Genomic DNA, 25284 nt, shown 5'->3' on the forward strand with positions numbered 1-25284 from the left:
TATCAGTAACTGATAAAAATCAGGAAATACAGGTAGGTGATGTTATTTTTTACAAAGTGTATTTTCAGGGCCTTTAACGCATTAACCAGGTGATTTTTGACCGTGTTTCTGGAAATCTGCATGCGCTCGGCAATCTCATCATAGGACAAGCCTTCATTCCTGCTCAAAATGAAAACTGTCTGCTGTTGCTTGGGCAATTTTTTAATTGCCTCTTCGGTAAACCGATGCAGGTCTGCGGCGTTTACCATATGCTCTGTTTCATCGGACGATTCCGTCAGGTGGTTGGTTAGGTAGCGCTTCGCTTCGGCCTCGGTCATTTTTCTTCGGAAATGATCAATGGCCAGTCGCCGCGCGGTCAGGTAAACGTAGGGGTATAAGGGTTGTGAAGGGATCAGCTTGCTGCGGTTGAGCCACAGACTCACAAATGTTTCCTGCAGTAATTCCTCCGCCTGTTCATGGTCCTTGGCCAATAGAAACAGCATGTGGTAAATGCGCTTGTGCAACTGGTCATATACTGCACGGAATACAGCTTCGTCTCCTTCCTTTAAGTTGGCGACGACCTCGGCAGCTACTTCAATCTTTAACGGCATGACTTAGGGTTGCGAGCGCTTAAATTAGTTAGTTGTTATTATTGCGTGTAACAAACCTAACGCAAAATTTCCAACTTTCCAAAATACGCAAGCTGCCGGACCGCATCAAACCGAAAGGAGGGTCAGCTACCCGGCGGCCACTAAAATACAAGGCAAACCGGAGCGCCCACGTTGATGCGGTGGCCGGTATCTGTCAATAGTCCGCTATCCGGGTTACGGGCGAAGATCACCACATCGTCTGTCTCCTGGTTGGCCGCAAGCAGGTACCTGCCGTCCGGCGAGATCGTAAAGTTGCGGGGCCGTTTCCCCAATGTCGACTGGTTCCCGACTTTTGTCAACGTGCCGTCGGTAGCATCCACCCGGTAAATGGCCAGTGTATGGGCATCGCCGCGGTTGGAGGCATACAGAAACTTACCGTCCGGCGATAACTTAATATCTGCCGCACCGTTAGTTCCCGCATATCCGTCTTCATTTACGGAGATGACCTGAACCGATGTCAGCTGCCCGTCTTTCTTGGCATACACCCTGACATTTGCCAGCATCTCTTCAACCAGGTATACGTATTTTCCATCCTTGGAAACGGCGGCATGTCGTGGGCCGCCGCCGGGTGAACTTTTAACAAACGGCTGTGTGGCCGCTGCCAGCGGACTGGTTGCGTTTTCGGGATGGAAGTCATAAATATTAATCTTGTCCGTGCCCAGGTCCTGCACATATACTTGCTTTTCGTCGGCACTGAAAAATGCGGAGTGCACATGGGGGCTCTGCTGCCGGTCGGTATTAGGCCCGCTTCCTTCATGCTGGATCAACTGGGCAAGGGGACCTAAACTGCCGTCTTCTTCAACCGGAAGCACGCTGACTTTGCCATCGGAATAATTCGCTACGATTACATACCTGCCCCCGCTATCGATGGTGATGTGGCATGGCCCGTTCGCCTGCACCGGCTGCTGGTTCAGCAACGTCAGCTGCCCCGTTGCCTCATCAAACGCATAGGCATTTACCGCTCCCTTCCGGTCTTCGGTCTGTGTTACGGCATAGACATGCGCCCGATCTGCACTGATTGTTAAAAAAGAAGGACTGATGGCCTTGGCAACACTCCGCTGTGTGGCCTCACCCGTTTCCGTATTAAAATCATAAACGTAAACACCTTCACTTTTACCGGTATTGGTATAAGTGCCTACTAATAAGTTAACATGCTGTGCGAATAGGCCAAAAGGCAGGCAGGCAAACAGCAGCAGCAAGGAAGTAAATGCTTTCATAATAGTTGGATTATATGACAATCCAAATATTGGGAATTTATTTGATATGTCATCGTATTACCCTTGTTACTAAGTTTCTGCCAGCGGCTGCTTTTCAGTGTGTTGTTCTACAATTGGTTTACGATGCCAGTACGACGCCAGTAATGAGCCGGTAATATTCATTAAAGACGAAAATATAGCCGGAGCCAGGCCGACTGTAGCCATTTTTCCCATCTCCTTGGCAAGACCCGACGCCAGGCCACCGTTTTGCATACCCACTTCAATTGCTATTGTCCGGCAATCACGCTCATCCATCCGGCATAACCGCCCGGTCCAGTATCCCAGGGTATAGCCCGTCAGGTTATGGACCAGCACGATCAGAATCAGCAGCCCCCCGATGTCGAGAAGATCATTCCGGCCCGCCGCCGTAATAATAACGATAATGAATGCGATACCAAACATGGATACCAGGGGCATTGCATCATCCAGCCATTTCACCTTTCCATGGAAGAACTTATTGAACACGATACCTGCACCAATAGGCAAAATCACCATTTTGCTGATGTCCCACATCATGTCCAGCACGTCAATTTCAATAAATGCACCGGCCAAAAGTTTCATTAACAGCGGGGTGATAAGCGGGGCAAGCATGGTGGAAACAGCGGTAATGGTAATGGACAATGCCAGGTTAGCTTTGGCTAAATAGGAAATCACGTTCGAGGCCATGCCATTGGGTGAGCAGCCGATCAGAATGATTCCGGCGGCAATTTCAGCAGAGAAACCACTCAGGTTAGCCAGTCCGAAACCCACAAGCGGCATAATAATGAAATGACTGACCACCCCAATAAACACGCCCTTGGGATTCCGGACAACACCTGCGAAATCCTTGATTCCCATGGACGTGCCCATGCCGAACATAATCAGCTGGATCAAGGGTGTAATCAATACCGCAAACCTGAAATCACCGATCTGTACGAAATAGTCGGGATAATACAATGCGGTAGCTACTGCCGCAAAAATGGTAACCGTATAGGAATAGCCCCTGAGGAATGAAAACTGCCGTATTCCGATGGCCAGTGCTAAAAAAAACAGGACGACAAACGGTCCGGTAGCCGCGATGCCCTTCAACGCAAGCGTAATGAGCGCTGCCAGCAGGCTGGCCGCCGCAATGGAAAGGGTTGCTTTGTAAAAATAACTGGTATTCATAAGTTAATACGTAAGAATAGAAGGTGCTGTATTTCGTTAAACTGCCGATACCCTGTCCTTGGTGAATGCCCCGTCAATAAGCCGCCAGATACCCAATGGATTTTCATCTTTAAGCGCATCCGGAAGCGCGTTCTCCGGGAAATCCTGATAGCATACTGGCCGCGTAAACCGATAGATAGCACCCGTTCCGACGGACGTGGACCGCGAGTCGGTGGTTGCCGGAAACGGCCCCCCATGTACCATGGCAGGGCTAACCTCCACTCCGGTGGGAAATCCGTTAAACAACAGCCGTCCGACCTTGCGCTCCAGTATTTTCACCAATTCGCCATATTCTTCCAAGTCTGCGGGTGTGGCATGCACTGTTGCTGTTAAATGCCCTTCCAGGCGTTCAGCCACCTGATAAAGCTGCGCTTTGTCTTCTGCCGTTACCAACAGGCTGGACGGGCCGAATACCTCTTCGGCAAGCGCCGGATGGCGAAGGAGCGTAGCTGCGGAGGCCTGCATCAGGTAAGCAATGCCTTCACAGGGCGCATTCCGTGAAACTCCCCCGGCTATTTTACTTACTCCCTTGACCTGTTGCATCCGGAGGACCCCGTCGTTATAGGCCTGCTGTATAGCTGGCGTTAACATGATTCCCGGCGTCGTTGCATTTTTTTCAAGCGTGCCGGCTATTTCACCGATGAAGCGGGCCGTTTCCGGGCTGTCCAGTGCCAGTACCATCCCGGGATTCGTGCAGAACTGTCCGGTACCCAGCGTAATGGACGAAACGAGCCCCTGTGCGATTTGTTCCGATTTTTCTTTAATGGCACCGGGTAAAATGAACACCGGATTCGTACTTCCCATTTCCGCATAAACCGGAATGGGCTCCGGACGGGAGCTGGCAGCGGCGAAAATTGCCTTTCCGCCTCCCGTTGATCCCGTAAAGCCAACAGCCTTTACGAGCGGGTGCATTACCATGGCCATCCCCACATCAGTTGAATGTCCCTGGATCAGGCTAAAAACACCTTTCGGCATTTCCACTGCCTGCACAGCCCGATCGATTGCTTGTCCTACCAGCGCCGAGGTGCCGGGATGTGCGGGATGGCCTTTGACCACTACCGGGCAGCCCGCGGCCAGTGCGGAAGCGGTATCGCCTCCCGCTACCGAAAAGGCGAACGGAAAATTGCTGGCGCCAAATACACACACCACCCCAAGTGGGATCTGCCACTGACGCAGATCCGGCTTCGGCGCGGGCTGTCTTTGCGGCTGGGCGCGGTCGATCCGTGCCCCCACCCAGGACCCCTCCTCAACCAGCCCGGCAAACAGGTTGAGCTGGTTGATCGTGCGGGTAAGCTCACCATGGAGGCGGGGGAGCGGCAGGGCTGTTTCGGTTGTACACACCGCCACCAGTGCGGCTCTATTGGCCTCCAGCTCTTCACCAATCCGTCGCAGAAGCGCAACCTTCCGCTGGGGGGGCTCCCTCCGGAATATTTCAAATGCCTGTTCAGCCTCCTGCACAGCGGCGTCAATTTCGGCAGCCGTATGTTCGCGGAAGCCACCGGGCAATGCTTCACCGGTGGCCGGGTTAATCGCGTAAAACAGGTTTTCGGTGTCGTTGGTCGTTTTCATCTTTTGATCATTAGGCTACATAATTCACCAATGTTCCAATTGGCTCAATGGTAATGCGGATCTCATCGTTGCTTTGCAGGGTAAATTCATCGGGAGGCACGATACCCGTACCCGTCATGAGATAGCATCCGTAGGGAAACGCGCATTCCCGGAACAGAAAGGACGCCAGTTCTTCCTGACTGCGTTTCATTTTATCAATGCCCACCGTATTTGTAAAAATTCGGGTGCCGTCACGTAAGATTTCCAACTCGATCTTCGTATCCGCAGCGAGCGGCGTTTTGCTGACGTACAGGCAGGGGCCCAGACCGGCACATCCTTCATAAACCTTGGCCTGTGGCAGGTAAAGTGGGTTTTCAGCTTCAATTGCCCTGGAACTCATATCATTGCCTATGGTATATCCCTGGATCAGTCCCTGTTTGTTAATAAAAAGCGTGAGTTCGGGTTCGGGAACATCCCACGACGAATCTTTCCGGATGCGGACGACACCATTCGCGCCCACGGTACGTTGGGCCGTTGCTTTGAAAAAAAGCTCCGGCCGTTCTGCTTCGTATACCCGGTCATAAAAATACCCTCCACCCTGCGATTCCTCAATCCGGGCTTCGCGGCTCCTGAAATAAGTTACCCCCGACGCCCACACTTCCTGGCGGGCTATCGGTGGCAACAATTTACCTTGCAACAGGTTGGCGGCGTGATCTTCCTCCAGCCGCTGGAATTTTTCCAAGTGACCCGACAGGTAGTCAAAAAGGTGATTACGATTCACCAAGCTATCCCAGTTGGCCCTTTCTATGCGGTAATAACCGCCGTCGTGCGCTATTAAAATACCGTCCTTTATTTTATATAACTTCATGATTATCTGATCTAAATCACCTATAAAAGGGGCGGTTATAAACAGGGCCTCTCGGGCCGTATATTGGTTCCTCCTGCCCCACTTCCAGCGCACCCAGGTCGGGCGCGCTACCCGTGAAATTATCATTGATTGTCGGCAGGGGTACGCCCGCGTCTACTGCTTTACCCCCCGGCTTCAATTTAAAATCAAGGTCAACCGCGTGGTAAATAAATCCCCGTTTATCAGGATCCGGGACGCTTAGGTTTTCAAAAATATCCGTGTTCACTTCGATGCCGTGCGTCTCCAGGCCGGTAGCTGCCGTCAGCTCTTTCAGGTGATCAAACGACTTTCCATTTTCACGTACGGTAATGGCATAGTTCATCAGCTCATTTCCCGGAGGGGCCACCCACCGATAATTGCTGTCTAATCCGTTCGGACGATATCCGTTATAATCTGACGTCGAATAAGCTGTTGCAAAAGGGAACACCGCGACCGGGCGGCCGGGTGTTCCCGTTCCAATAAACAAGTTATTCCGATAATGGGCATTTGAATAGGTTTGGGAATTGGTATTCTCACTGATAAACGTATTATGCAGGACATACAGGCCAACCGGCTTGGACATGAACTTTAATGCACAGCCCGTTGGTACGTTATAAACAATATTCCTGACAAAATAGGCGGGTCCACCGAACATGGGCTGTGCGCTTAACCCGCATTGCGCCGCGTTAACACCCCGGTTGCGCATCACGCGGATATTATGCACCCCTCCATCTGTTTCAATGAAATCATCAGCCATCAGGTGGATGTCGTTATTGTATATATCAATGGAAACCGCTTTCAGCTCCTGCTCGTTCTCGGGGGTACCATAGGTAGAAACCGTAATCCCGTCATGGAAATACGCCACGTCGTTATGGCAGATCACATGACCCGAACCGTATACTTTGATGCCAATGTAACTGTACATTTTATTTTCACCGTATACGCTCCGGGAGTTCGCCCACCCGAGTAACCGATAGCGATCATCTTTCCCGATCAACACATTGTCAGCAATATAAAAGTCCCGGGAACCCGCATACTCCGATATGATACCCTGCCCCACATCTTCCATCCGGCAATTCCGGATGGTCAGGTTTTTGGCCCCGATCATGTGTTTGTTCCCCGCATGGAATGCGGTCCCGGCATTCCGGATGGTAATGCCTTCAAAAATATGGTGTTCGGTTGCAGAGACATCAAACAGCGTATGTGCCCCTGCTCCGTCAAAAATCACTTCACCATCCCCGGCGGCGCGGATGACGATGGGTTTTTCCGCCGTACCCTTCGCCGTCAGGAAATAGGTGCCGTCAAAGGTGATTCCTTCGGGGTTCACATACTTATGCCGTTCACCTTCATATAAACCGGCGTGGATTTCGATGATGTCGCCAGGCTGGACCGTCCGCTCGCGGACAATCGACCAGTCGCCAGTGCCCGAGCCATAATAAGCACCCTGTAAGGTGGTAAATGAGGGTTCTATTTTTTCTCCGGTATATTTTGCTGGATACACATGCAGCACCCGGCCGCCTTCAGCGGCCTTCGGCTCCGTACGCGTCGTTACCTCAACCACTTTTACCGCTTCGCCGCGGACACCATCGGCATCTTCCATGGTAAACCGGCACTCGTAAGTGGTGCCGGGCTTTACATCCAGTATGCTGCCCGCAAACTTGGGGGGGACTTTGTAATCCAGGTATTCCGTTTCGCGGATCACCCGTTCTCCCCCCATTCGATGCAGCGGTAAAGCGGGCTTCCATGTGGAAGTACCTGTTTCTCGGTACTCCACTTTTACACTTGCATTCCGGTTTTCATCTCCTTTGAAATCCCATTCAAACCCCATATTGATTAATGTGGGGGGTTCTACAATAAATTCGCCCACTTCAGTGGCATTGCCCTGGGCTGTGGCCTTCGTCGAAAAGACGCACATCCAAAGCAGTAAACCAAGCAAAAAAAGAGACAGGCGGGGAGCCGGGCCATGTGACCACCAATCTACAGTGGGATTAAAATTTACGGCTGTTATGCAGCTACTTTCCATATGATGTTCTATCTTGTTCATTTTATTATTCTTTATCCCACCAAATCCGTGTCGTGAAAAAATCCGGTCCCTGTGCCGCCACTGCGGCCTGGTAATTCTCCGTGTTGACACTGGCGTCCGTTTCCGAATAACGTACCCGTCTCGGGATGGTACCTCCTGTTGCGTTTCCAGGGTAGTCATATGGAATAAGTACCGGATAGCCCGTGCGCCGCCAATTTGAATAGGCCTCAACGTTACTGCACATAAACTGCGCAACCCAGAACTGGGTATGGATCTGTTCCATCTGTTGTTCGAAGCTGCCTCCGGTATAGGGGTTGTTGGCCAAATAGGTAACAGCCGCGGCAGTAGCTTCCTCCAGGGCAATCGCATTGGGGTATATGGTCTGCAATTCAATGGATGCGCGGACGCCCTTTTCATAATGTTCCTGCGGCGTACCAGCGGTCTCCCAACCCCGCAACGCTGCCTCGGCCAATAAAAATTCAACCTCCGCATAATGCTGGAAGATCGTGGGCGCATCCAGGTGACCTACTTTATGGATATTCCATTCCGAAAATTCGGAGAGCATTTCATCCGTCCAGGCCGGGATAATCGTACGTATGGAGCTGTTATCCTGGCCTCCGGGCAATCCCCGCTGCCGCTCCGGTGCCGAATAAGCGGGTAATTGCGAGATATCTGCATTTCCCTGCCATAACGTTGCGTAAAAGGGTAACCTGGGGTCCTCCGTTTGGACCAAATAATCAATAAAGGTTTGATTGATTTTAACAGAAGTCCTCCCTTTCGCCGATAGCGGAATGAATTTTTGCTGCAGGTATTGCGTATTTACATTCCAGTTGGTGGCGGATGCCGAGGTATGCAGCAACCGGGCACCATCATCATTGCTTTGCATCACACCGCCCGCGATCGCTTTTTTAACCCAGGTTTCGGCCATTGCGGGATCCACTTTAGTTAACCGCATACCCAACCGCAGCATCAGGGAATAGGCAAACCGCTTCCACTGTTCCACATTCCCGCCGTAAAGAAAGTCGGCATTTCCAAAGGAAGGCTTCGCCGGATCCAGGGCCTGGGCCGCAGCATCCAGCTCATTCAACATATCCGCGTAAATGGCCGACTGTGGATCATACTTAGGTTTATAAATCCCGTCTAAATATCCCTGTCCAGCCTCAAAATAAGGCACATCCCCATACATGTCGGTAATGCGATGGATTACCTCAACCCGCCAGATCCGTGTGATGGAATTTAAGTTCACCAGTTCGGGATCGTCCTTCGTTAATTCCAGGATTTGCACGGGTGCCCGCAATTCAGATGAATAAGCCTGTATCCAAAACCGCTCGTAGTTTCCAGCGAGCTCCAAATATTTATCTCCGTAAAACTCAAACAATGTCAACGAAGCCAGGTATTGCACCCAGGCGCCTGCTTCCATGAGATCGGGATCGGAGATCTGTCCATTGGCTGAGGCATGCTTGATCACGGCATCGGCAAACAGGCTTCCCAACACTGGACTGGTATATGCATTTGGATCCTCATTCATTTCTTCAAACCCTTTATCGCACGATAAAACGAGTATGAGCAGCGTTAATGTTGCCGTCAGTACGGCTGCGAATTTTTTCTTAATATATTTCATGATGATTAATGTCTAATTAAGAATTCCATGTTTAAAACCGCACCTTTAAATCCAGTCCAAAACTCCGGACCGGAGGTACCCCCTGGTTTTCGAGCCCCTGTGAATCGCCGGCACTGCTGTAATTGGATTCGGGATCTACATTATCCATGGCGCTGTATAACAGCAGCAGATTCCGTGCAACCAGAGACAGGCTGGCCGCCTTGATCGGCGTTCTTGCGAGCAGCGACTGCGGGAGGGAATACCCGAAGGTGATTTGGCGAAGTTTTACGAAGCTCGCATCTGACACGAAGAAATCGGTTATCGAAAAGGCGACACCCTGGTAATATTCCTGAGCCGTAATTGTATGGTGATATGGATCGCCGTTTTGATCCACGCCATCCAGGGTTACACCACTTTCCCGCACACCGTTTTCCGCGGTTTGTTTATGCAACCCATAAAACGTTCCGTACGCATCGGTCGACACATACATCTTCGACCCGAACTTCCCGTCAATTAAAAAGCCCAGGGAGAAATTCTTAAAGGAAAAATCATTGGATATCCCCATGGTCAGCGGGGGCACGCCCCGGCCCAGGCTCATGAGCTCGCTTTGGATCGGCAGCCCGGTGTCTTTGTTATATACGAAATTTCCGTTCTCGTCCTGTTTTGGTTTGAATCCGGATACCATGCCATAAGGCATGCCTTCGTAATGATAGATATACGCATTTTGAGTCCGCGGCCGGGCACCGACTAAACTGGTTAACCCATCCGCAATCTTCACAACCGTGTTTTTATTATAGGCCATGTTATAGCTGATGTTCCAGTTAAATCCTTCGGGCGACTGGAAGGGACGGCCCGTTAGGAGGAGCTCAACACCCCGGTTCTGGATCTTGCCGATGTTAAGCCTGACATTGGTATACCCTGACGCCCGGGCTACTGATGCACTGACAATATCATTGGTTGTCGTACGGTCATATAACGTTACGTCCAGTCCGATCCGGTTATTAAACATCCAGGTTTCTATACCGGCTTCCGCTGTGGTCGATGTATAGGGCTGCAGTGCGTTGGGAATTGTATTTCCGCTGATGCTCATCAACTGCTGGCCGAAATGGGTAACCGAATTGGCGACATAACGAAGGTTTAAACCGTATGGATCGGGCGCGCCGCCGCCAACCTGCGCCCACGAGGTCCGCACTTTCGCAAAATTCAGCCAGGATGGTCGCGTAGACCAAGCGTCGGAAAGGAGGAAACTCAGTCCTACCGATGGGTAGAACAGGCTGTTACTCTCCGGAGACAGGGTAGAGAACCAATCCCGCCTTCCGGTAAGGGTTAAATACAGGTAATTATTAAATCCGATATCGGCGGACGCGAATAACGAATTAATAGCGAATTCGCTAAAGCTCTTGGAAAATGTCTGGCTGGCGCCGTTACTGATAAAGTATTGAAACGGAACACTAAACGGGCCGCTGGACAGGTCGACGGATGAAAGGTTATTATACATTTGATTGCCCCCGAAAATCGCATTGACCGAAAAAGCGCCAAAAGTACGTTCAAAGCCCAGCAGCAACTCGGCATTTGTCTCATACGTGGTATTTTTCCCTTCGGTCATCTGCCCACTTTCCCGATATAGAATTCCGGTTGGGGTGATGTTGTAATCCTCGATATTAAAATAGTCGATCCCTACCCTCGCCCGGGCATAGAGGAAATCAGTGAAGTTATAACGCGTGGTGAATGATCCGATAAACCGGCGACGTTCATCGCCATTCTTGATTTTGTTGACCGCAAAATAAGGGTTTACCACATAGGCATAATCATTCCAGGGAGTTTCATAGCCGTTTTCGTCGTAGCCGGGTGCCAGGGTACGCACGTCAATATTAGTTCCAACAAGACCAACCGATGCATTCGGATTATTGGTAAAATCGGCAATAAAGGTTCGGTTTTTAGCTTCTTCGATATTGTATTGTGCATTTCCCTCGAAGAAAATCTTACCTCCCAGATTAGCGTTTGCGTTTAGGTTAAAGGTCTTGCGGTTGATCGCTGAATTAGGAACGATCCCGTCATTGTTCATATCCGACATAGAGAAACGGAAATTTGCCTGCTCGCTTCCGCCGATCAGCGCCAGGGTATTTGTAAACGTGGTTCCAGTATTGTAAAAGTTCTTGATGTTATTTTTTTGGGGTAAGTAGGGTCTTTCAACGCCATCGGGCTGTACGACCATCGAACCATCCAGCCTGCCACCCCAGGAGGTCCTGCCGTTGGCAACAGCCTCGCCCTGTGTTGCGGGTTTCTGGCCCCGGGTCCCTGAACCGTATTCGTATTGCCAGTTGGCAAACGTCAGCGGTTCTTCCATGGTGTACGAAGAGTTAAACTCTACGCCCAAACCCTCCTGCGCCTTGCCCGATTTGGTGGTAATCAGGATGACCCCGTTGGCCGCCCGTGATCCATAAAGTGCTGCCGCTGTTCCTCCCTTCAGTATGGACATGCTTTCAATGTCATCCGGATTTATACTAAGCAACCCGTCTCCCATATCCCTGCCGCCATATGTACCGGCCGACCCCTGGTTGGCGTTGTTGATCGGCACACCGTTCACTACATATAACGGCTGGTTATCGCCGCTCAGCGACCCATTCCCCCGGATAAGCACCCGGCTGGATCCTGCTGGACCGGAGGCCGTGCTGGTGGCGTTTACCCCTGCAATGCGACCGGTTAACGCGTTTCCAAGATTAATCTCCCTGGCTTGGTTCAGGTCCTCACCACCCAGCTGCGTAACGGAATAACTCAGGGATTTCCGTTCGCGGGAAATACCCAGTGCCGTCACCACGACCTCACCCAGTTCGGCATCCTCCATCTCCAGCACCACATTGATTTTTGTGTTGCCTGTAAGCGCAATTTCGCGGGACTGATAACCTACATACGAAATGTGCAATGTCACATTTGTGCTGGGGACAGTTAATGAAAATAGCCCTTCCGCATCGGTCAGCGTTCCCGCGCTGGCATTACCTTTTACATTAACCGAAGCCCCCTGTAATGGGCGTCCATCGGCATCCACTACGCTACCGGTAATGCGGACGTCCTGGATGGCGGGAAGCGGTTCCAGTTTCTTTTTCAGCAGCGGACCATTCGGCAACAGATTGACAATTACGGTACTTTCAATAATTTTGTAGGTCATGTGCTGTTTGTCCATGATCCGTCGGAGCACATCGCTTACTTCCGCGTTTTTCACCTCAATACTTACCGGCTGGGCCTTTTCGATTAGCTCGTCGCTATATAAAAACTCAATGGCCGTTTGTTTGGTGATTTCGGAGAAAAGCCGTTCTATCTTTTCATTTTTCAGGGAAAGCGTAACTTTTTGTGCTATGCCTTCGGCATGTACCGCGGTTACCAATACCAACAACATAAAAAAAGTGATTTTCATGGTCAGCATTATTTTTTGTAAAACCGAAAGGCAGGGGGTTGTTTTCGGTTCTTTGCCAAAAGAAAAGTAATTCATACTTTTGTAGAATAAGGTTAATTTAATAATGAGATTTAACAAGATTATTCGGTTAGCCTTAACCTTCGGGGGTGCTGCAACACTCCCGTTTTTTATTCGGCCTGCCGTTTACGTCGGAGAAGGATAGATTCGTTTCATACAGTCCTAATTTAATTTGTAATTGGTTAGTTAAAAGTCACAGTTATCTGTCGGCCCGATACCGCGAACTGTGCGCCACTGAGGTACGTCAGCATGTCCAGTACTTTTGATAAATTGACCTCCCGGCGAATTCTGCCATTATATCGCTTCCCGAAGGAATGGCCGTCGTACTTCACCTCGACATCGTACCAGCGGGCAAGCTGATCCATAATATCTTCAATATGATCACTTTTGAAATAAAAATAACCGTCTTTCCATGCGATTACCTTATCGATATCCGCCGGATGTATGGTGATGTTTTGGCCTATCCGCGCCTCTTCACCGGGCTTGAGTAATTGTTGGCCTGATGCATTGGTTATCTTGACCGAGCCCTCCACCAGCGTAGTGGTTAGCTCATTGTAAGCATTCACATTGAACTGTGTTCCCAGCACGCTGATTTGTGTGCCGTTTACACGTACGATAAATGGCTGCTTTGCATTATGTGAAACATCAAAATAAGCCTCGCCTTCCAAAACCACCGTTCGCTGCGCACCTGAAAAATGCAACGGGTACTTAAGCGATGAACCCGCATTGAGCCACACTTTTGTTCCATCTGACAGTGTTGTCTGATATTGGCCTCCGCGGGGTGTGGTGAGCGTCAGCTCAATAGGAGATTGCACGTTGTTATTCCCGCTTACTTCCACCAGCGAAGTACCGTCATTATAGGTAAGGTCATCTCCGATAACGACACCTTCTTTATCGGTATTTAATTCTACAATCCGGCCATCCGATAACGTAAGCGTCGCGCGGTCACCGCCAGCGGGTATATCATCACCATATCGGCTTGCTAATGATTGTGCGGCTTCCTGACGGGGTATCAAATAAAACCAGCCCAAACCAGCGGACAGGAATACCAAAATGGCCGCGGCGGCCAGCCATACCCGCGGCCGCAGCCTGCGATTTGGCCGGTCGGTCAATGGATAGTGACTTTTAAAACGCTCGAGCGCGCCAACGGTATCTACGTTCAAAAATGACTGTTCATATGCGTCAAAATCACCTTCCCGCGTCATCTTTTCAAAGAGTTTACGGTTATCAGCGCCGGCACCCAGCCACGTGTCCAGCTGCTGCCGCTCGCTGTCATTAAGCGTCCCTTCAATATGCTTCCGAATGAGCGAAGCAAGCTGAAAAGCCTCATTTACGTGCTGGTTTTCCATATCGTTATAATTGGCTTGGTCAAACCGCATCACGGTTTTCCCCGGTATTGTTATAGAAACCGGTTACATGGGCATTCTGTCCAAAAGAAATTTGATTTTTTTTAGGTAGTTGAAGACGGTATCGGTTTCAGCCCAAAAAGCGATCACTGATCGGATAGCTCATTACGATTGCCCACATCAGCAGGTCCAGGTCTTTGTCAGCCAGGCGTTCCCGGAGCAGGGATAATCCGCGGGCTTTCTGGCTGTTAATGGTACTGATGGAGATATTCAGCCGCTCCGCGATCTCGGCCGGCTTTTCCCCTTCCTCAAAAATCAACCGGATGATTTTCTGGCATTGCTCAGGCAAGGTGGAGATGGCCGCTGACAGCGACGAATAAACTTCAGCCCGGATGATTTCTTCAATGACCGGCTGATCGACCTGCGTACCTAACCGTGCGTACTTATCCTGGTTTTTGGAACGGTTCCGCGATTTGCTCAATTGGTTTAGGGCAGCATTCTTTGCAGAGATATACAGGAAGGCTTTCAACGACCGCACTTCCGGAAAATCTTTCCGCCTTTCCCACGCTTTGTGAAACACATCCTGAACCACCTCTTCAGCGGTATCGCCATGCGCCAGAAAACGTGCTGCAAAAAGCAGTATTAATGGATAAAACCGATGAAAAAAATAATCAAAAGCACGCTCATCTCCAGCACGCAAGCGATGCAAAAGCGCATCTTCCCGATTATGATATATAGGCTCGGACATGGTTAGTGTAAACCCAAAGTTAGGGAATTGGAATTATTATATCAAATACAGGTTGAGCTGATACATTGGGAAAGGCATTGCAGTCCCGTTAAAAAACAAGCGCCCCCTTACCGGGGGCGCTTGGCCAGTTACTGTTTAACAGCAAACGAATTTATGGCTTATCCCACCACACCCTTCCCAGCAATGCATCACTTTGCGCTTTAATGCTGGGGTCCAATGGGAATCCCTGCCTTGTCAGTGCCTCCTGCTGATTTTCGTTATTCGTTGCCCGTTCATCCGGATAAGGGAGCCTGCGAAACATTTCCCCGCCGGTTACCGAGCCCGGGTAGGGTTGGTTTCCTTCCCAGTTTTTAAAGTTGAAAGCCGGGTATCCTGTGCGCCTCCAATTGGCCCACACTTCATAATCATCTCCGAGGAGCGACAGCCATTTTTGTATGGAAATCTGTTCCAGCCGTTGCTCAAAGGTTCCGCTTTCATTATACGGATAGCCTGTTTCCAGGTATTGGGCAATGCGCTCTGCCGGAATATTGCTGTCATTAGGTGACAGCGAAGTCACCGTAGGCCACAACGCCCATTGTTCCATTGCACGCGTTACGGCAAGGTCATAGGCTGCCTTCTCGGTCACACCATTGTACCAGCCCCGCAATACTGCTTCCGCTACCAAAAGCTGTGCTTCAGCAGGCCCCAGAATAATCAGCGGCGAGGAATCGCGGTTCCACCAGATGGGTGAATACTCTGAATAGGTGGGGAAATCGGGTGGATAACCCAGAATAGATCCCGGCACCATCCCTTTTTGAGCAGCCATCGTTGTATCGGGCACATAGCCGTCTTCCGTCTGCTTCCACACTACTGAAAGTACATAAATGCGTGGATCATGCGTAGCCTTGAACTGATCAATCAGGGTGCTGGCCAACTTACGGCCCTGCGCATTATCCGGATCCTGCGTAGCCTGGTACTCTCCAAAAGGTGCACGCGGATTCGTGGCTGTTGCGCTAAACTGAAGGTATGCAATATCATCGATGTCTGTCATCACCCCACCCTCAATTGCCTTTACGGCATACGTCTGTGCCGTTGCCGGATCTACATTTGAAAGCCGCATGGCCAGACGCAACATCAACGTATAGGCAAACTTTTTCCATTTCGCGGTATCACCTCCATAGAACACATCGGCCCCGCCGAATGTTGGCATATTGGGCGTCAACGATGCTGCTGCCTCATCCAGCTCCTTCAACATGTCGTTATAGATGAATTCCTGGGTGTCGTATTTAGGCTCCAGCACACCATCCAGTGCGCCCATAGCCTCCGAATACGGAACGTCGCCGGTTGCGTCGGTTAAAATATGGTACCCATATGCCCGGACAATGCGCAGCAGCGCAATCTTGTTTACATCATCCGAAGCCGTCAAAGCGTCCATACATTGTTTAATGGCATTAAACTGCTCGGAATAAATATCAAACCCAAAACCACCAATGTAATCAAACTGCTTGCCGCCAATGTCCGGCACATCCTTATACGTAGAAACATACTGCATGCCGCCATGTAGCCCGCCGTTCTGATACGGCATATTCAATTGAATCTGCGAAAAAAGATATTCAGGGATAACATAATCAACTTTATCCGGATCGATATTCAAATCGGTCAGCTCATCCGGATTACACGCTGCCGTCAAAGCAACCGTAGCCATCAACGCGACCTTTGTGCTTGTCTTGAAAAATACATTCTTCATTGCGTTACAAATTAAGTGCGTTAGAATTTGATCATTAAATTGAGGCCAAATGTCCTGGTCCTCGGCAAGTTAATACCGCCTGTACCCTGTGCATTGGCTGTTGACTCCTGAAACTCCGGATCCAGGCCGGCTTCTTTCACACGCTTGTCGCGATAAAGAATCAGCAGGTTATTCGCCACTAAACCAATAGATGCCGACTGCAACGGCAAATTCAGCTTGTCTACCGGAATACTGTAGTTCAGCACTGCCCGACGCAGTTTAACGAAATCCGTATTATATGTAAAGAGTGCCGAATAGCCCCGCCCAACCTGATTGTAGTAGGCCTGGATATTCTGCGGCTCCCACAGGTAATCAAATGGTGCTCCATTTTCGTCTACACCAGTCAATTGCAAGCCGTTGTCACGGCCCTCCAGCGTCATCGGCGCCAAGCCAAAGCGGGTCGCATAGAACATCAGGTTATTGTACCCAACTGCACCGAATTTACCATCAAACAACACATTCAATGAAAAATTCTTGTAGCGGATGTTGTGGCTAAAACCAATGGTATGGGGCGGGTTACCTACGCCGTAGGCCACCTCTTCCCCTTCCGGGAAATGGCTAATGGAGTTGTAAATCGGCGTACCGTCTGCCGTATGTTTCGGCTGGATAACCATTACCGTTCCATAAGGCAGGCCCGGGCGGTTCACAATACGGGCACCCTGAATACCATTACCCAATGAAATTTCCGCCACCGTAGGCGCCAATTCTACAATTTTGCTCAAGTTATACGAGTAGTTTAAGGTCATGTCCCAGCTAAAGGATCCGGAACGCACCGCTGTACCGTTTAACAATGCCTCAATCCCTTTATTGGTTACTTTACCAATGTTCACGTTTCCTCCGGTAAACCCGCTTGCAGCAGTAATATTAACTCCCACAATGTCATTGCTGGTTACCTTGCTGTAATAGGTCAGATCAAGCCCAAGCCTATTGTTGAACAACCGCGTCTCAAAACCTGCTTCTGATGTAGTCACAGTCAGCGGCCGCAGATCAGGCGTTGGCAACCTGTCTGAAACAATCTGCGTAGGCAGGTTGTAGCCGTTATTTGTAGAGATGGTATACGTCTGGTTTACCTGTCCGGCATTAATCGTAGCACTACCCACCTGTGCCCAGGATCCCCGAAGTTTCAGGAAGCTGATGGCCGAAGGCATTTCAATCAGGTCAGAAAGCACCACTGAACTACCCACTGATGGATAAAAAATGGAGTTCGTTCCCGGGTTTAGCGTAGAGAACCAATCATTCCGTCCGGTAAACGACAGGAACACCACGCCCCGCCAGTCAAAGTCGGCCGATGCAAACAACGAGTTCGTTCCCGTCCGCGTTTCCCGGTGGAACGGATTATTACCCGTAGCCGTCGTGGTAATCGTTTTCAGGTTTGTCAAGCTAATGAAGTTTGGAATAACAAAATCCCGACCGCTCAGGTTGTTCCGGATAAACGCCGCCCGTTCCATATTTGCGCCCGCCATTGCACTCACATTAAAATCACTCAGGAAAGAGGTATTGTAGTTAATGGTTCCCTGAATGTTCGTAATCTGCTCCGTACCGTTACTGGTATTCATGGCACCAAACGGTGTTGAATTCTTTCCAATCGGCACATAGTCCATCCGCTCATACGATTGGAAGTCGCGCTGTGCCTTACCCAACAGGAACAAATTCGGACTCAGGTTCATCTGGATACTGGCCGAAGCAATGTACCTTCTCGTTTTATCAGCGTTTCCCATCCGGTTCACGATAAAATACGGGTTTGGTGCCTCCGGAGCCGGGTTCCAGGCTAATTCTTTTCCGGTTTCAGGATCGTATCCAGGGGCCAGATTGCGAATATCCACCGTATTGCCTACCAGGTAAATCGGCCAGGCCGCGTTCATTTCAGCATAACCCACCGTTGGACGGTTCTTGCCCTTTACCAGGTTATATTGCACATCCGAACGGATCACGAAAAGATCATTTTTACCCAGTTTGGTCATCATCGACAAGTTTGCCGTTTGGCGCCCATATGTAGAATTCGGCTGCATACTGTTCGAGCGTAAGTCGGATAATGACAACCGCCCCGTAAACTTCTCTGTGCCGGCGTTAAACGCGATCGTATTCGTAATATCCGAACTTGGCCGATAAAAATTCTTAATGTTTTCCTTCACCGAAACCGGTGCATAAGGGTGCATTTTGCCATCAACCTGCATGTATTGAATGGAAGGATCTACTTTTGGGCCATAAGAGAGCCGCCCGGAAGCCTGTGCTTCAGCAACCGTTGTAGGCACCGTGCCATTCTGCCCCTGTCCGTACTGATTCTGGAAATTAGGAAACTCACTTGGTACCCCCATGGTAGCAACCGAGTTAAACTCAATACCCAATCCCTGCTGAGCCTTACCCGATTTAGTAGTAATCAGGATCACCCCGTTTGCCGCCTGGCTGCCGTACAGTGCTGCTGCCGCACCACCCTTCAATACCGAGATCGACTCAATGTCATCCGGGTTGATCATCGATATCCCGTCACCGCGGTCGATATTGAGTCCGGTTGTATTTTGGCTGGCCCCGTTATTACTATTGTTGATGGGCAAACCATTTACCACATACAGGGGCTGTTGGTTTGGGTTCGATCCGCTCAACGAGTTGTTGCCCCGGATCACCACCCGGCTGGAACCACCCGGGCCAGAGTTAATCTGCGTAGCATCCACCCCCGCAATCTTACCCGTCAATGCGCTTGCAATGTTATTGTCGCGGGCCTGTGTAAAACTTTCACCCTGCACCTGGGTCACGGAGTAGCTCAGCGATCGGCGCTCACGGGTAATACCGAGTGCCGTAACAACCACCTCACCCAGCTCTGACGCATCGCTGGCCAACACAACGGCCAACGTTCCGCCCTGCCCCACGGGCACCTCCTTCGAAATATATCCGATATAGGACACGATTAACACCGCATTTCTGTCGCGGACGTTGATCCCGAAACGGCCTTCATTATCCGTAGTGGTACTGCCGCCGCCACCCCTGATGTTGACAGAGGCCCCCTGCAGCGGGGTGCCCACGGAATCGGTAACCACACCGGTAATCCGGATATCCTGCTGCAATACCAGCGGCGGAGCCGGTCTTTCCGGCGATTCGGGAATGAGATCAACCGACACGGTCCCTGCGATCACTTTATACCGCAGCCTGCGGTTTGCCAGTGCGTCGCGGAGTACCTTTTCCGCGTCCCTGTTGTTAACCCGGATGGTTACCGGTGCCGTCCGCTTCGCAACGTCGTCGCTATACACAAAACGGTAATTGGTCTGTTTGCTGATCTCCTCAAAGAATCGTTCGATTTTTGCGTCTTCCAGCGTAATTGTCACCTTTTGGGCCGCTACATTGGCTTGGGCAGCGGTGGTCAGTACGAGCAGCAAAAAGGGGATGGTTTTTATCGTTTTTACCCAAAAACGGGTTTCGGCCGGAAGACGGGGAGTCCGCTTCGGCCTTTTGCCAAATAAAAAGTAATTCATACTTTTACTGAATTAAGGTTAATTGAATGAGTTAATACAACGTGTTGAAACACTTAGCCTTAGTACACGGGGGTGCTGCGAACACCCCCGCTTTTATTTCTTTCAGGGGGGATAAAATGGTCTCATCATTGGCATTGGTTAGTTTGTGGTTCTATTGTTAGTTGTTAAAATTGTACAGTCACTTTCCGCTCTTCGATTTTGAATGTAGCCCGTGTGGCAAAACCCAATATATCAAGCACTTCTGATAAGTTGACATCCCGGCTGATGTTACCGTTGTATCCTTTGTGGTAAGGGACATCGCCCACATATACCACGGAGAGGTCATACCAGCGTGCCAACTGTTGCATAATGTCGACAATCCCGTCGCTCCTGAAATAAAAATCCCCGTTTTTCCAGGCAATCGCTTTTCTCATATCGGCTGGTTCCACCACAATGTCCCCCGTCACCCGTGCCTGCTGGCCCGGTTTCAGCAATTCGGATTTTTCGGCGTGTATCACTTTCACTGACCCTTCTACAACAGTTGTTGTAACCGCGTTATAGGAATTGATATTGAAATGCGTGCCCAATACCTCCACTACTGTGCCGTTCGCTTCCACCTTAAATGGCCGGCTGGCATCCGGCGCCACTTCAAAATATGCCTCGCCTTTCAGAAACACCTTGCGGTCCGTGTTTCCGAACCGGGTCGGGAATCGTAGTTCAGACATGGCATTCAGCCAAACACTGGTGCCGTCGGACAGCGTGAGGTTATACATCCCCGCCTTGGGAACACGCAACTCATTATACAGCAACTCCATGGATGCTGTTTCATCCGGCTGCTGCCGGTTCACATACGTCAGCTCGCCGGTTGCGGTTGTGATGGTTGTACCGTCGCGCTCTTTTACAGCGTTTGCACCGGCCGCTAAATCAATGGTACGCCCATCCGACAGCTTCAATACCGCTTGCTGGCTGCCGGGCATCACATCGTTTCCCGTAACATTGGCCGTTGCCACTTCCGGGGCGTCCGTTTTCGGCGTTGTGCCATACCACCATCCTCCGACTACGGCCAAAAAAACGACTGCGGCTACCGCAATGCCCAAGCGCCGGAGCGCATGGCCAGTCCCGGTCTCCTTTTCCGGACGCCGGGCGATCTTCTCCCAGGCTTGTTCCATATCAAGGCGGGCAAAAAAATCCATATCGATCCGGGCTTGCGTATCACTCTGGATCGCTTCAAACGCCGCCCTGTTTTCCTCGTTTGCTGCAATCCACTGTTCCAATACCTCCTCTTCCTGTACAGTAAGGGTACCGGTTAGGTGTTTATTGATTAGGTCGGCAATATGGTACGGATTACTGCTCATCTAAAATAAGGACACAGATCATATGAAAAAGAGTGACAAAAGAATTGAGGCAAGCTTAAGCAACCCCGAATTTAATGAAACACAGCAGGACAGCCCCCAGCAATTCCGGACCGATCCTACCTTTCAACAGTTTGAGACCCCGTTGTTTTTGCGTCTTAACCGTATTGATGCTTACTTGCAATTTCTCTGCAATTTTCGCATTGCTCCAGCCTTCCAGGTATCCCAGGCGAAAAATCCGCTGGCACCCCTTTGGCATTGCGGTAATTACCATATATACCTCATTCATTACCTCCGAGCGGATCATTTTGTTAATCACGGTCGATTCCTCTTCCATGACCTGGGGGTTAAGCCGGAAGTATCGTTCTTCGATTTTAGCGTCCCTCCCCACATTGTGGCAGGCATTTCGTATGGATGTATACAGGTAACTTTTTATGGCAGCATCCTTATCTGCCACCATATGCCGGCGCTCGAGGAATGCAGCAAATGCATCCTGCACAATATCCTCAGCCATCACCTCATCCCCCAACAGCTGCCAGGCGAAATGACATAACCGGGCGTAATACTTCCGGAATAATTTGTCTGCCGAGAATAGGTAAACTTCTTTCATGTAACTGTTTTTTAATTAGTAGCTGATTGTCCCGGAACTGTTTATGAGTTAAGGCCTGCCCGATGAACGTATCCAAACCAAATCCAGCTGCATAGGACACGCCTATGCACAGGGTCTGCATTCCCTCAATAGTTTTCCGATAAGGTGATAATTGGTGAATCAAATATTAATATTAAAATTGATAAATCCAAAAAGTTCGCCTCCGGCTTCCAGTCCGATTCATCGAAAACCGTCCTATAGGCAAAAATTAGCACGCAATCGATTGCAAAATGGCGATATGATAACAAGAATGTTATATAAAGACGGTTCAGGGGCTGTCCGGGGGGACCTGAAAAAGCACAAAGACGGCTTGGTATTTATGTAGCCGGAACACCGGATAAAAAAAGAGCGACACACCGGAACCGGTATGCCGCTCTTGGGCAACTTTAACTAACTACTAACTAATTGCTGTTGCGACTGGTATCGCCGGTTACGGACGGATAATCGTACCGTCCGCTTTCCGCACCTGCCAGTTCGACCGCGTATGGATCGGGTATTTTGCAGCTTCTTTTTCATTGATATCCACGCCAATGCCCGGCACCTCGTTTACCGACATATAGCCGTTGTCCATCGTCGGGCAGCCGGGGAATACTTCCTGCAGTTTATCGGAGAAGCGGCCGGCTTCCTGAATGCCGAAATTCCAGATCGCCATATCCATATGGGCATGTGCCGAATGGCCAACCGGCGAAACATCGCCCGGCCCGTGCCACGCGGTCCGCACATTGAACCATTCGCCCAGCCGGGCAACCTTCATCGCCGGCGTAATACCACCGATCTGCGACACGTGGATCCGGATGTAATCGAACCACCGGTTCACAATCGGAAGCTTAAACTCGTTGATGTTGTTGAACAACTCGCCCATGGCTATCGGAACGGTTGTACTTGCGCGCAGCTGCTCGAACCATTCCATATTCTCCGGCGAAAACGGATCCTCAATGAAAAACGGCCGGTATTGTTCCAGCTCTTTAATCATGTTGATCGCATCCATCGGCTGTACCCGTTCGTGGATATCGTGCAGCAGCTCCACCTCCTCCCCGCAGGCTTTGCGCACCGTGGCAAACATTTCGGGCACCGATTTCAGGTACAGCTGCTGGTTCATGTACGAGTCGCGCTCATAGCCATACCCCGCTTTGCGGAAATCAGGCTCGTCTTCCGTGCTGCCTACGGCACCGTAGCCGCCCTGCTGAATCCGCACATACTTAAATCCTTGGTCCATAAAGCCCTGCACGCTCTCGGCAACCTCGGCCGCCGTGCGACCGCTGGCGTGCGTATAGCAAGGGATAGCAAACCGGGTTTTTCCCCCAAGCAGCTGGTACACCGGCATTCCCGCACGTTTCCCCTTGATGTCCCACAGCGCCTGGTCGAGCCCGCTCAAAGCATTATTCAGTACCGGACCGTTCCGCCAGTAGGAACTCACGTAGGCCGACTGCCACATGTCTTCGATGTTATCCACGTCTTTACCCACACAGAATTCATTCAAGTATTTATCAATGGCCGTAACCACCGCAAATGCACGTTGCGTAAATGTCGCACAGCCCAGGCCGTATAATCCCGGTTCGCTGGTTTCCACTTTTACCACGATCAGGTTCGAACCGCTCGGTGCCGTGGCAATGGCCTTTACATTCGTAATGGTAACCGGGGCCATGCCACGCGCATAGGCGGGTGTTTCCCGTTGTGCCGCGCGTGCCGCCGGGGTTCCAAAGAGGCCAAGCACACCGGCAGCCGATCCTAAACCTAACATTTTCACCATCTCGCGACGGTCAAATCCATTTTTTTCTGTTGTTATGCTCATTGTTTTTCTATTAATAAATGTAGTTAATGATATACGTGTTCTGCTGCATGGTTATTCGGTGTCCCACCACACTCTTGTATTGAGGTCATCCGCTCCCTGGCGCGCATTGGCTTCTGCTACATGCTCACCATTGACCACATATTCTGAATCGGGGTATACCAGCCGGCGGATGAAGTTGCCGGTAATTTCCGAACCGGGATAGGGATTGGGGGTCAGGCTGGGGTAGCCGCTCCTGCGGAAATTCGCGAACAGCTCGTTGCCATTCAGGAAAGAGGCCACCCAATACTGGGTATTGATCTGCTCCAGCGCATTGGCCATATCCAGGGGGTGTGCGGCCAGATAGGCTTCAATGGCACTGCCATCGATAACGCCCCCCGGACCGTATTCGGCCATCTGTTCCAGATTAGCCCGGATACCATTTTCAAACACGGTCGCGGCATCCCCCGTCGCCCATCCCCTTACGATAGCCTCAGCGAGCAGCAGCTGCGTCTGCGCGTAGGTAACGAAATACTCCGGTGCTGTCTGGGTAACTACCGTAGTCTGGTTCGCCTGCGAATAGTCCCACAGGCTTGCTACGCCGTTCTCCTCATAGGTCGCTACAATGCTCACATCATTGTAACCGAATGGCATGCCGATCTGCATGTCCGGATCGGATGTTGCGCGGGATGCGGTCTGTTGCGTGCCGTTCTGCGCGCCCACGTACCGGATTGCATACACCGGCAGCCGGGGATCGTCATTTGCCAGCAAATAATCGACAAAGGGTTCAGCCAAATAGAAGTTGGCTTTTTCACGGCCCGAGAGCTGTTCACCCATCCAGTTGATGTACAGCGATGAATGCCTGTTCTTGGCGTTATCGGCGTTGGACTCCATCAATCCGCCGGCCACCGCTTTCCCCACGTAGGTTTCTGCCGTTGCCGGGTCCACTTTGGTTAGCCGCATGGCCGCCCGAAGCATCAGGGAAAAGCCGAAGCGCTTCCATTGAGCCAGGTTGCCGCCGTAGAGAATATCGCTGGTCACCACCGGGGCCGATTCGTCCAGGCCACTGGAAGCCTCTTCCAACTCCTTCAGGATATCCTGATAGACGGCCTCCTGCGCGTCGTATACCGGCGCCCTTACCCCTTCCGTATACCCCTTGCCAGCCTCGAAATAGGGAATATCGCCATATGTATCGGTAAGCGCCATGAATACGTATGCCTTCCATATCCGCGCAAATTGATGCAGGTTGTGCTGTTCGGGCACATCACGCGTGCGCTCCACCACATCGACGATCTGCTTCACAATATTCGGGTAGTAATAGTTCCACAAACGGGTGGCATTCTCCCGGTGCAGCTGATTGTAGTTTCCCCCCGTCAGCGAGCTGCCGAACGGCGTAAGGATCTGCTGCACGATGGGGAAGTTATAACAAAGCATCGCCTGCGTATTCGCGGTAGAGGTAAACGTGATATCCACCACCGCCCGGTTCAACACAAAGACGGGGTCCAAAGACGTCGGGTCAATTTTATTGGTATTCAGCTCGTCAAAGCCCCGGTCGCATCCCGCCACCGTGACCACGGCTATCAATACCAGTATGATATATCTTTTCATATTTCCTTT

At 50.8% G+C, this 25284-nt stretch carries 16 protein-coding genes; all 16 read right to left on the bottom strand.

The annotated features are described in order from the left end of the window. Nucleotides 1-2 precede the first annotated feature (2 nt). Nucleotides 3-590: an RNA polymerase sigma factor gene (locus NEV57_RS11490; RefSeq protein WP_257658471.1), complete on the bottom strand. Its 588-nt coding sequence runs from the start codon at nt 588-590 to the stop codon at nt 3-5. Between the two features lie 140 nt (nt 591-730). Beyond that, nucleotides 731-1846 carry a lactonase family protein gene (locus NEV57_RS11495; RefSeq protein WP_257658472.1) on the bottom strand — a complete coding sequence of 372 codons (1116 nt, stop codon included), beginning with the start codon at nt 1844-1846 and terminating at the stop codon, nt 731-733. Between the two features lie 69 nt (nt 1847-1915). Then, on the bottom strand, nt 1916-3031 hold the full coding sequence (locus NEV57_RS11500) for a bile acid:sodium symporter family protein (RefSeq protein WP_257658473.1): 1116 nt from the start codon (nt 3029-3031) through the stop codon (nt 1916-1918). A gap of 36 nt (nt 3032-3067) precedes the next feature. Continuing rightward, nucleotides 3068-4639 carry an aldehyde dehydrogenase (NADP(+)) gene (locus tag NEV57_RS11505; RefSeq protein ID WP_257658474.1) on the bottom strand — a complete coding sequence of 524 codons (1572 nt, stop codon included), beginning with the start codon at nt 4637-4639 and terminating at the stop codon, nt 3068-3070. A gap of 10 nt (nt 4640-4649) precedes the next feature. After that, a complete protein-coding gene (locus NEV57_RS11510) occupies nt 4650-5486 on the bottom strand; it encodes a fumarylacetoacetate hydrolase family protein (RefSeq protein ID WP_257658475.1) in 837 nt (278 codons plus the stop codon). Between the two features lie 16 nt (nt 5487-5502). Further along, a complete protein-coding gene (locus NEV57_RS11515) occupies nt 5503-7548 on the bottom strand; it encodes a NosD domain-containing protein (RefSeq protein ID WP_257658476.1) in 2046 nt (681 codons plus the stop codon). 4 nt (nt 7549-7552) lie between these two features. Further along, nucleotides 7553-9148: a SusD/RagB family nutrient-binding outer membrane lipoprotein gene (locus NEV57_RS11520; protein ID WP_257658477.1), complete on the bottom strand. Its 1596-nt coding sequence runs from the start codon at nt 9146-9148 to the stop codon at nt 7553-7555. Between the two features lie 31 nt (nt 9149-9179). Further along, a complete protein-coding gene (locus tag NEV57_RS11525; protein WP_257658478.1) occupies nt 9180-12539 on the bottom strand; it encodes a SusC/RagA family TonB-linked outer membrane protein in 3360 nt (1119 codons plus the stop codon). A 239-nt stretch (nt 12540-12778) separates the two neighbouring features. Further along, nucleotides 12779-13945 (bottom strand): FecR family protein, encoded by a 1167-nt coding sequence (locus NEV57_RS11530; RefSeq protein ID WP_257658479.1) that lies wholly within the window; start codon nt 13943-13945, stop codon nt 12779-12781. Between the two features lie 127 nt (nt 13946-14072). Then, nucleotides 14073-14690 carry an RNA polymerase sigma factor gene (locus NEV57_RS11535; protein WP_257658480.1) on the bottom strand — a complete coding sequence of 206 codons (618 nt, stop codon included), beginning with the start codon at nt 14688-14690 and terminating at the stop codon, nt 14073-14075. 151 nt (nt 14691-14841) lie between these two features. Next, nucleotides 14842-16416, bottom strand: coding sequence for a SusD/RagB family nutrient-binding outer membrane lipoprotein (locus NEV57_RS11540; RefSeq protein ID WP_257658481.1), 1575 nt, complete (start codon nt 16414-16416; stop codon nt 14842-14844). Nucleotides 16417-16436: 20 nt separating this feature from the next. Next, nucleotides 16437-19919, bottom strand: coding sequence for a SusC/RagA family TonB-linked outer membrane protein (locus NEV57_RS11545; RefSeq protein WP_257658482.1), 3483 nt, complete (start codon nt 19917-19919; stop codon nt 16437-16439). 164 nt (nt 19920-20083) lie between these two features. Then, complete coding sequence (locus NEV57_RS11550; RefSeq protein WP_257658483.1) at nt 20084-21253, bottom strand: FecR family protein; 1170 nt, start codon at nt 21251-21253, stop codon at nt 20084-20086. 55 nt (nt 21254-21308) lie between these two features. Further along, nucleotides 21309-21860, bottom strand: a complete 552-nt coding sequence (locus NEV57_RS11555) for an RNA polymerase sigma-70 factor (RefSeq protein WP_257658484.1) — start codon at nt 21858-21860, stop codon at nt 21309-21311. 469 nt (nt 21861-22329) lie between these two features. Beyond that, nucleotides 22330-23691 (bottom strand): enolase C-terminal domain-like protein, encoded by a 1362-nt coding sequence (locus NEV57_RS11560; RefSeq protein ID WP_257658485.1) that lies wholly within the window; start codon nt 23689-23691, stop codon nt 22330-22332. Between the two features lie 51 nt (nt 23692-23742). Next, nucleotides 23743-25275, bottom strand: coding sequence for a SusD/RagB family nutrient-binding outer membrane lipoprotein (locus tag NEV57_RS11565; protein WP_257658486.1), 1533 nt, complete (start codon nt 25273-25275; stop codon nt 23743-23745). Nucleotides 25276-25284: the final 9 nt, after the last annotated feature.

Source organism: Parapedobacter lycopersici (assembly GCF_024643285.1).
Taxonomy (GTDB): Bacteria; Bacteroidota; Bacteroidia; order Sphingobacteriales; family Sphingobacteriaceae; genus Parapedobacter; species Parapedobacter lycopersici.

Bases quoted from the DNA above. Each gene is read 5' to 3' on its own strand.
- NEV57_RS11560 (WP_257658485.1), bottom strand. From the start codon at position 23,691: ATGAGCATAACAACAGAAAAAAATGGATTTGACCGTCGCGAGATGGTG.
- NEV57_RS11535 (WP_257658480.1), bottom strand. From the start codon at position 14,690: ATGTCCGAGCCTATATATCATAATCGGGAAGATGCGCTTTTGCATCGC.
- NEV57_RS11550 (WP_257658483.1), bottom strand. From the start codon at position 21,253: ATGAGCAGTAATCCGTACCATATTGCCGACCTAATCAATAAACACCTA.
- NEV57_RS11495 (WP_257658472.1), bottom strand. From the start codon at position 1,846: ATGAAAGCATTTACTTCCTTGCTGCTGCTGTTTGCCTGCCTGCCTTTT.
- NEV57_RS11490 (WP_257658471.1), bottom strand. From the start codon at position 590: ATGCCGTTAAAGATTGAAGTAGCTGCCGAGGTCGTCGCCAACTTAAAG.
- NEV57_RS11520 (WP_257658477.1), bottom strand. From the start codon at position 9,148: ATGAAATATATTAAGAAAAAATTCGCAGCCGTACTGACGGCAACATTA.
- NEV57_RS11505 (WP_257658474.1), bottom strand. From the start codon at position 4,639: ATGAAAACGACCAACGACACCGAAAACCTGTTTTACGCGATTAACCCG.
- NEV57_RS11515 (WP_257658476.1), bottom strand. From the start codon at position 7,548: ATGAACAAGATAGAACATCATATGGAAAGTAGCTGCATAACAGCCGTA.
- NEV57_RS11545 (WP_257658482.1), bottom strand. From the start codon at position 19,919: ATGAATTACTTTTTATTTGGCAAAAGGCCGAAGCGGACTCCCCGTCTT.
- NEV57_RS11565 (WP_257658486.1), bottom strand. From the start codon at position 25,275: ATGAAAAGATATATCATACTGGTATTGATAGCCGTGGTCACGGTGGCG.
- NEV57_RS11500 (WP_257658473.1), bottom strand. From the start codon at position 3,031: ATGAATACCAGTTATTTTTACAAAGCAACCCTTTCCATTGCGGCGGCC.
- NEV57_RS11540 (WP_257658481.1), bottom strand. From the start codon at position 16,416: ATGAAGAATGTATTTTTCAAGACAAGCACAAAGGTCGCGTTGATGGCT.
- NEV57_RS11525 (WP_257658478.1), bottom strand. From the start codon at position 12,539: ATGAAAATCACTTTTTTTATGTTGTTGGTATTGGTAACCGCGGTACAT.
- NEV57_RS11555 (WP_257658484.1), bottom strand. From the start codon at position 21,860: ATGAAAGAAGTTTACCTATTCTCGGCAGACAAATTATTCCGGAAGTAT.
- NEV57_RS11510 (WP_257658475.1), bottom strand. From the start codon at position 5,486: ATGAAGTTATATAAAATAAAGGACGGTATTTTAATAGCGCACGACGGC.
- NEV57_RS11530 (WP_257658479.1), bottom strand. From the start codon at position 13,945: ATGGAAAACCAGCACGTAAATGAGGCTTTTCAGCTTGCTTCGCTCATT.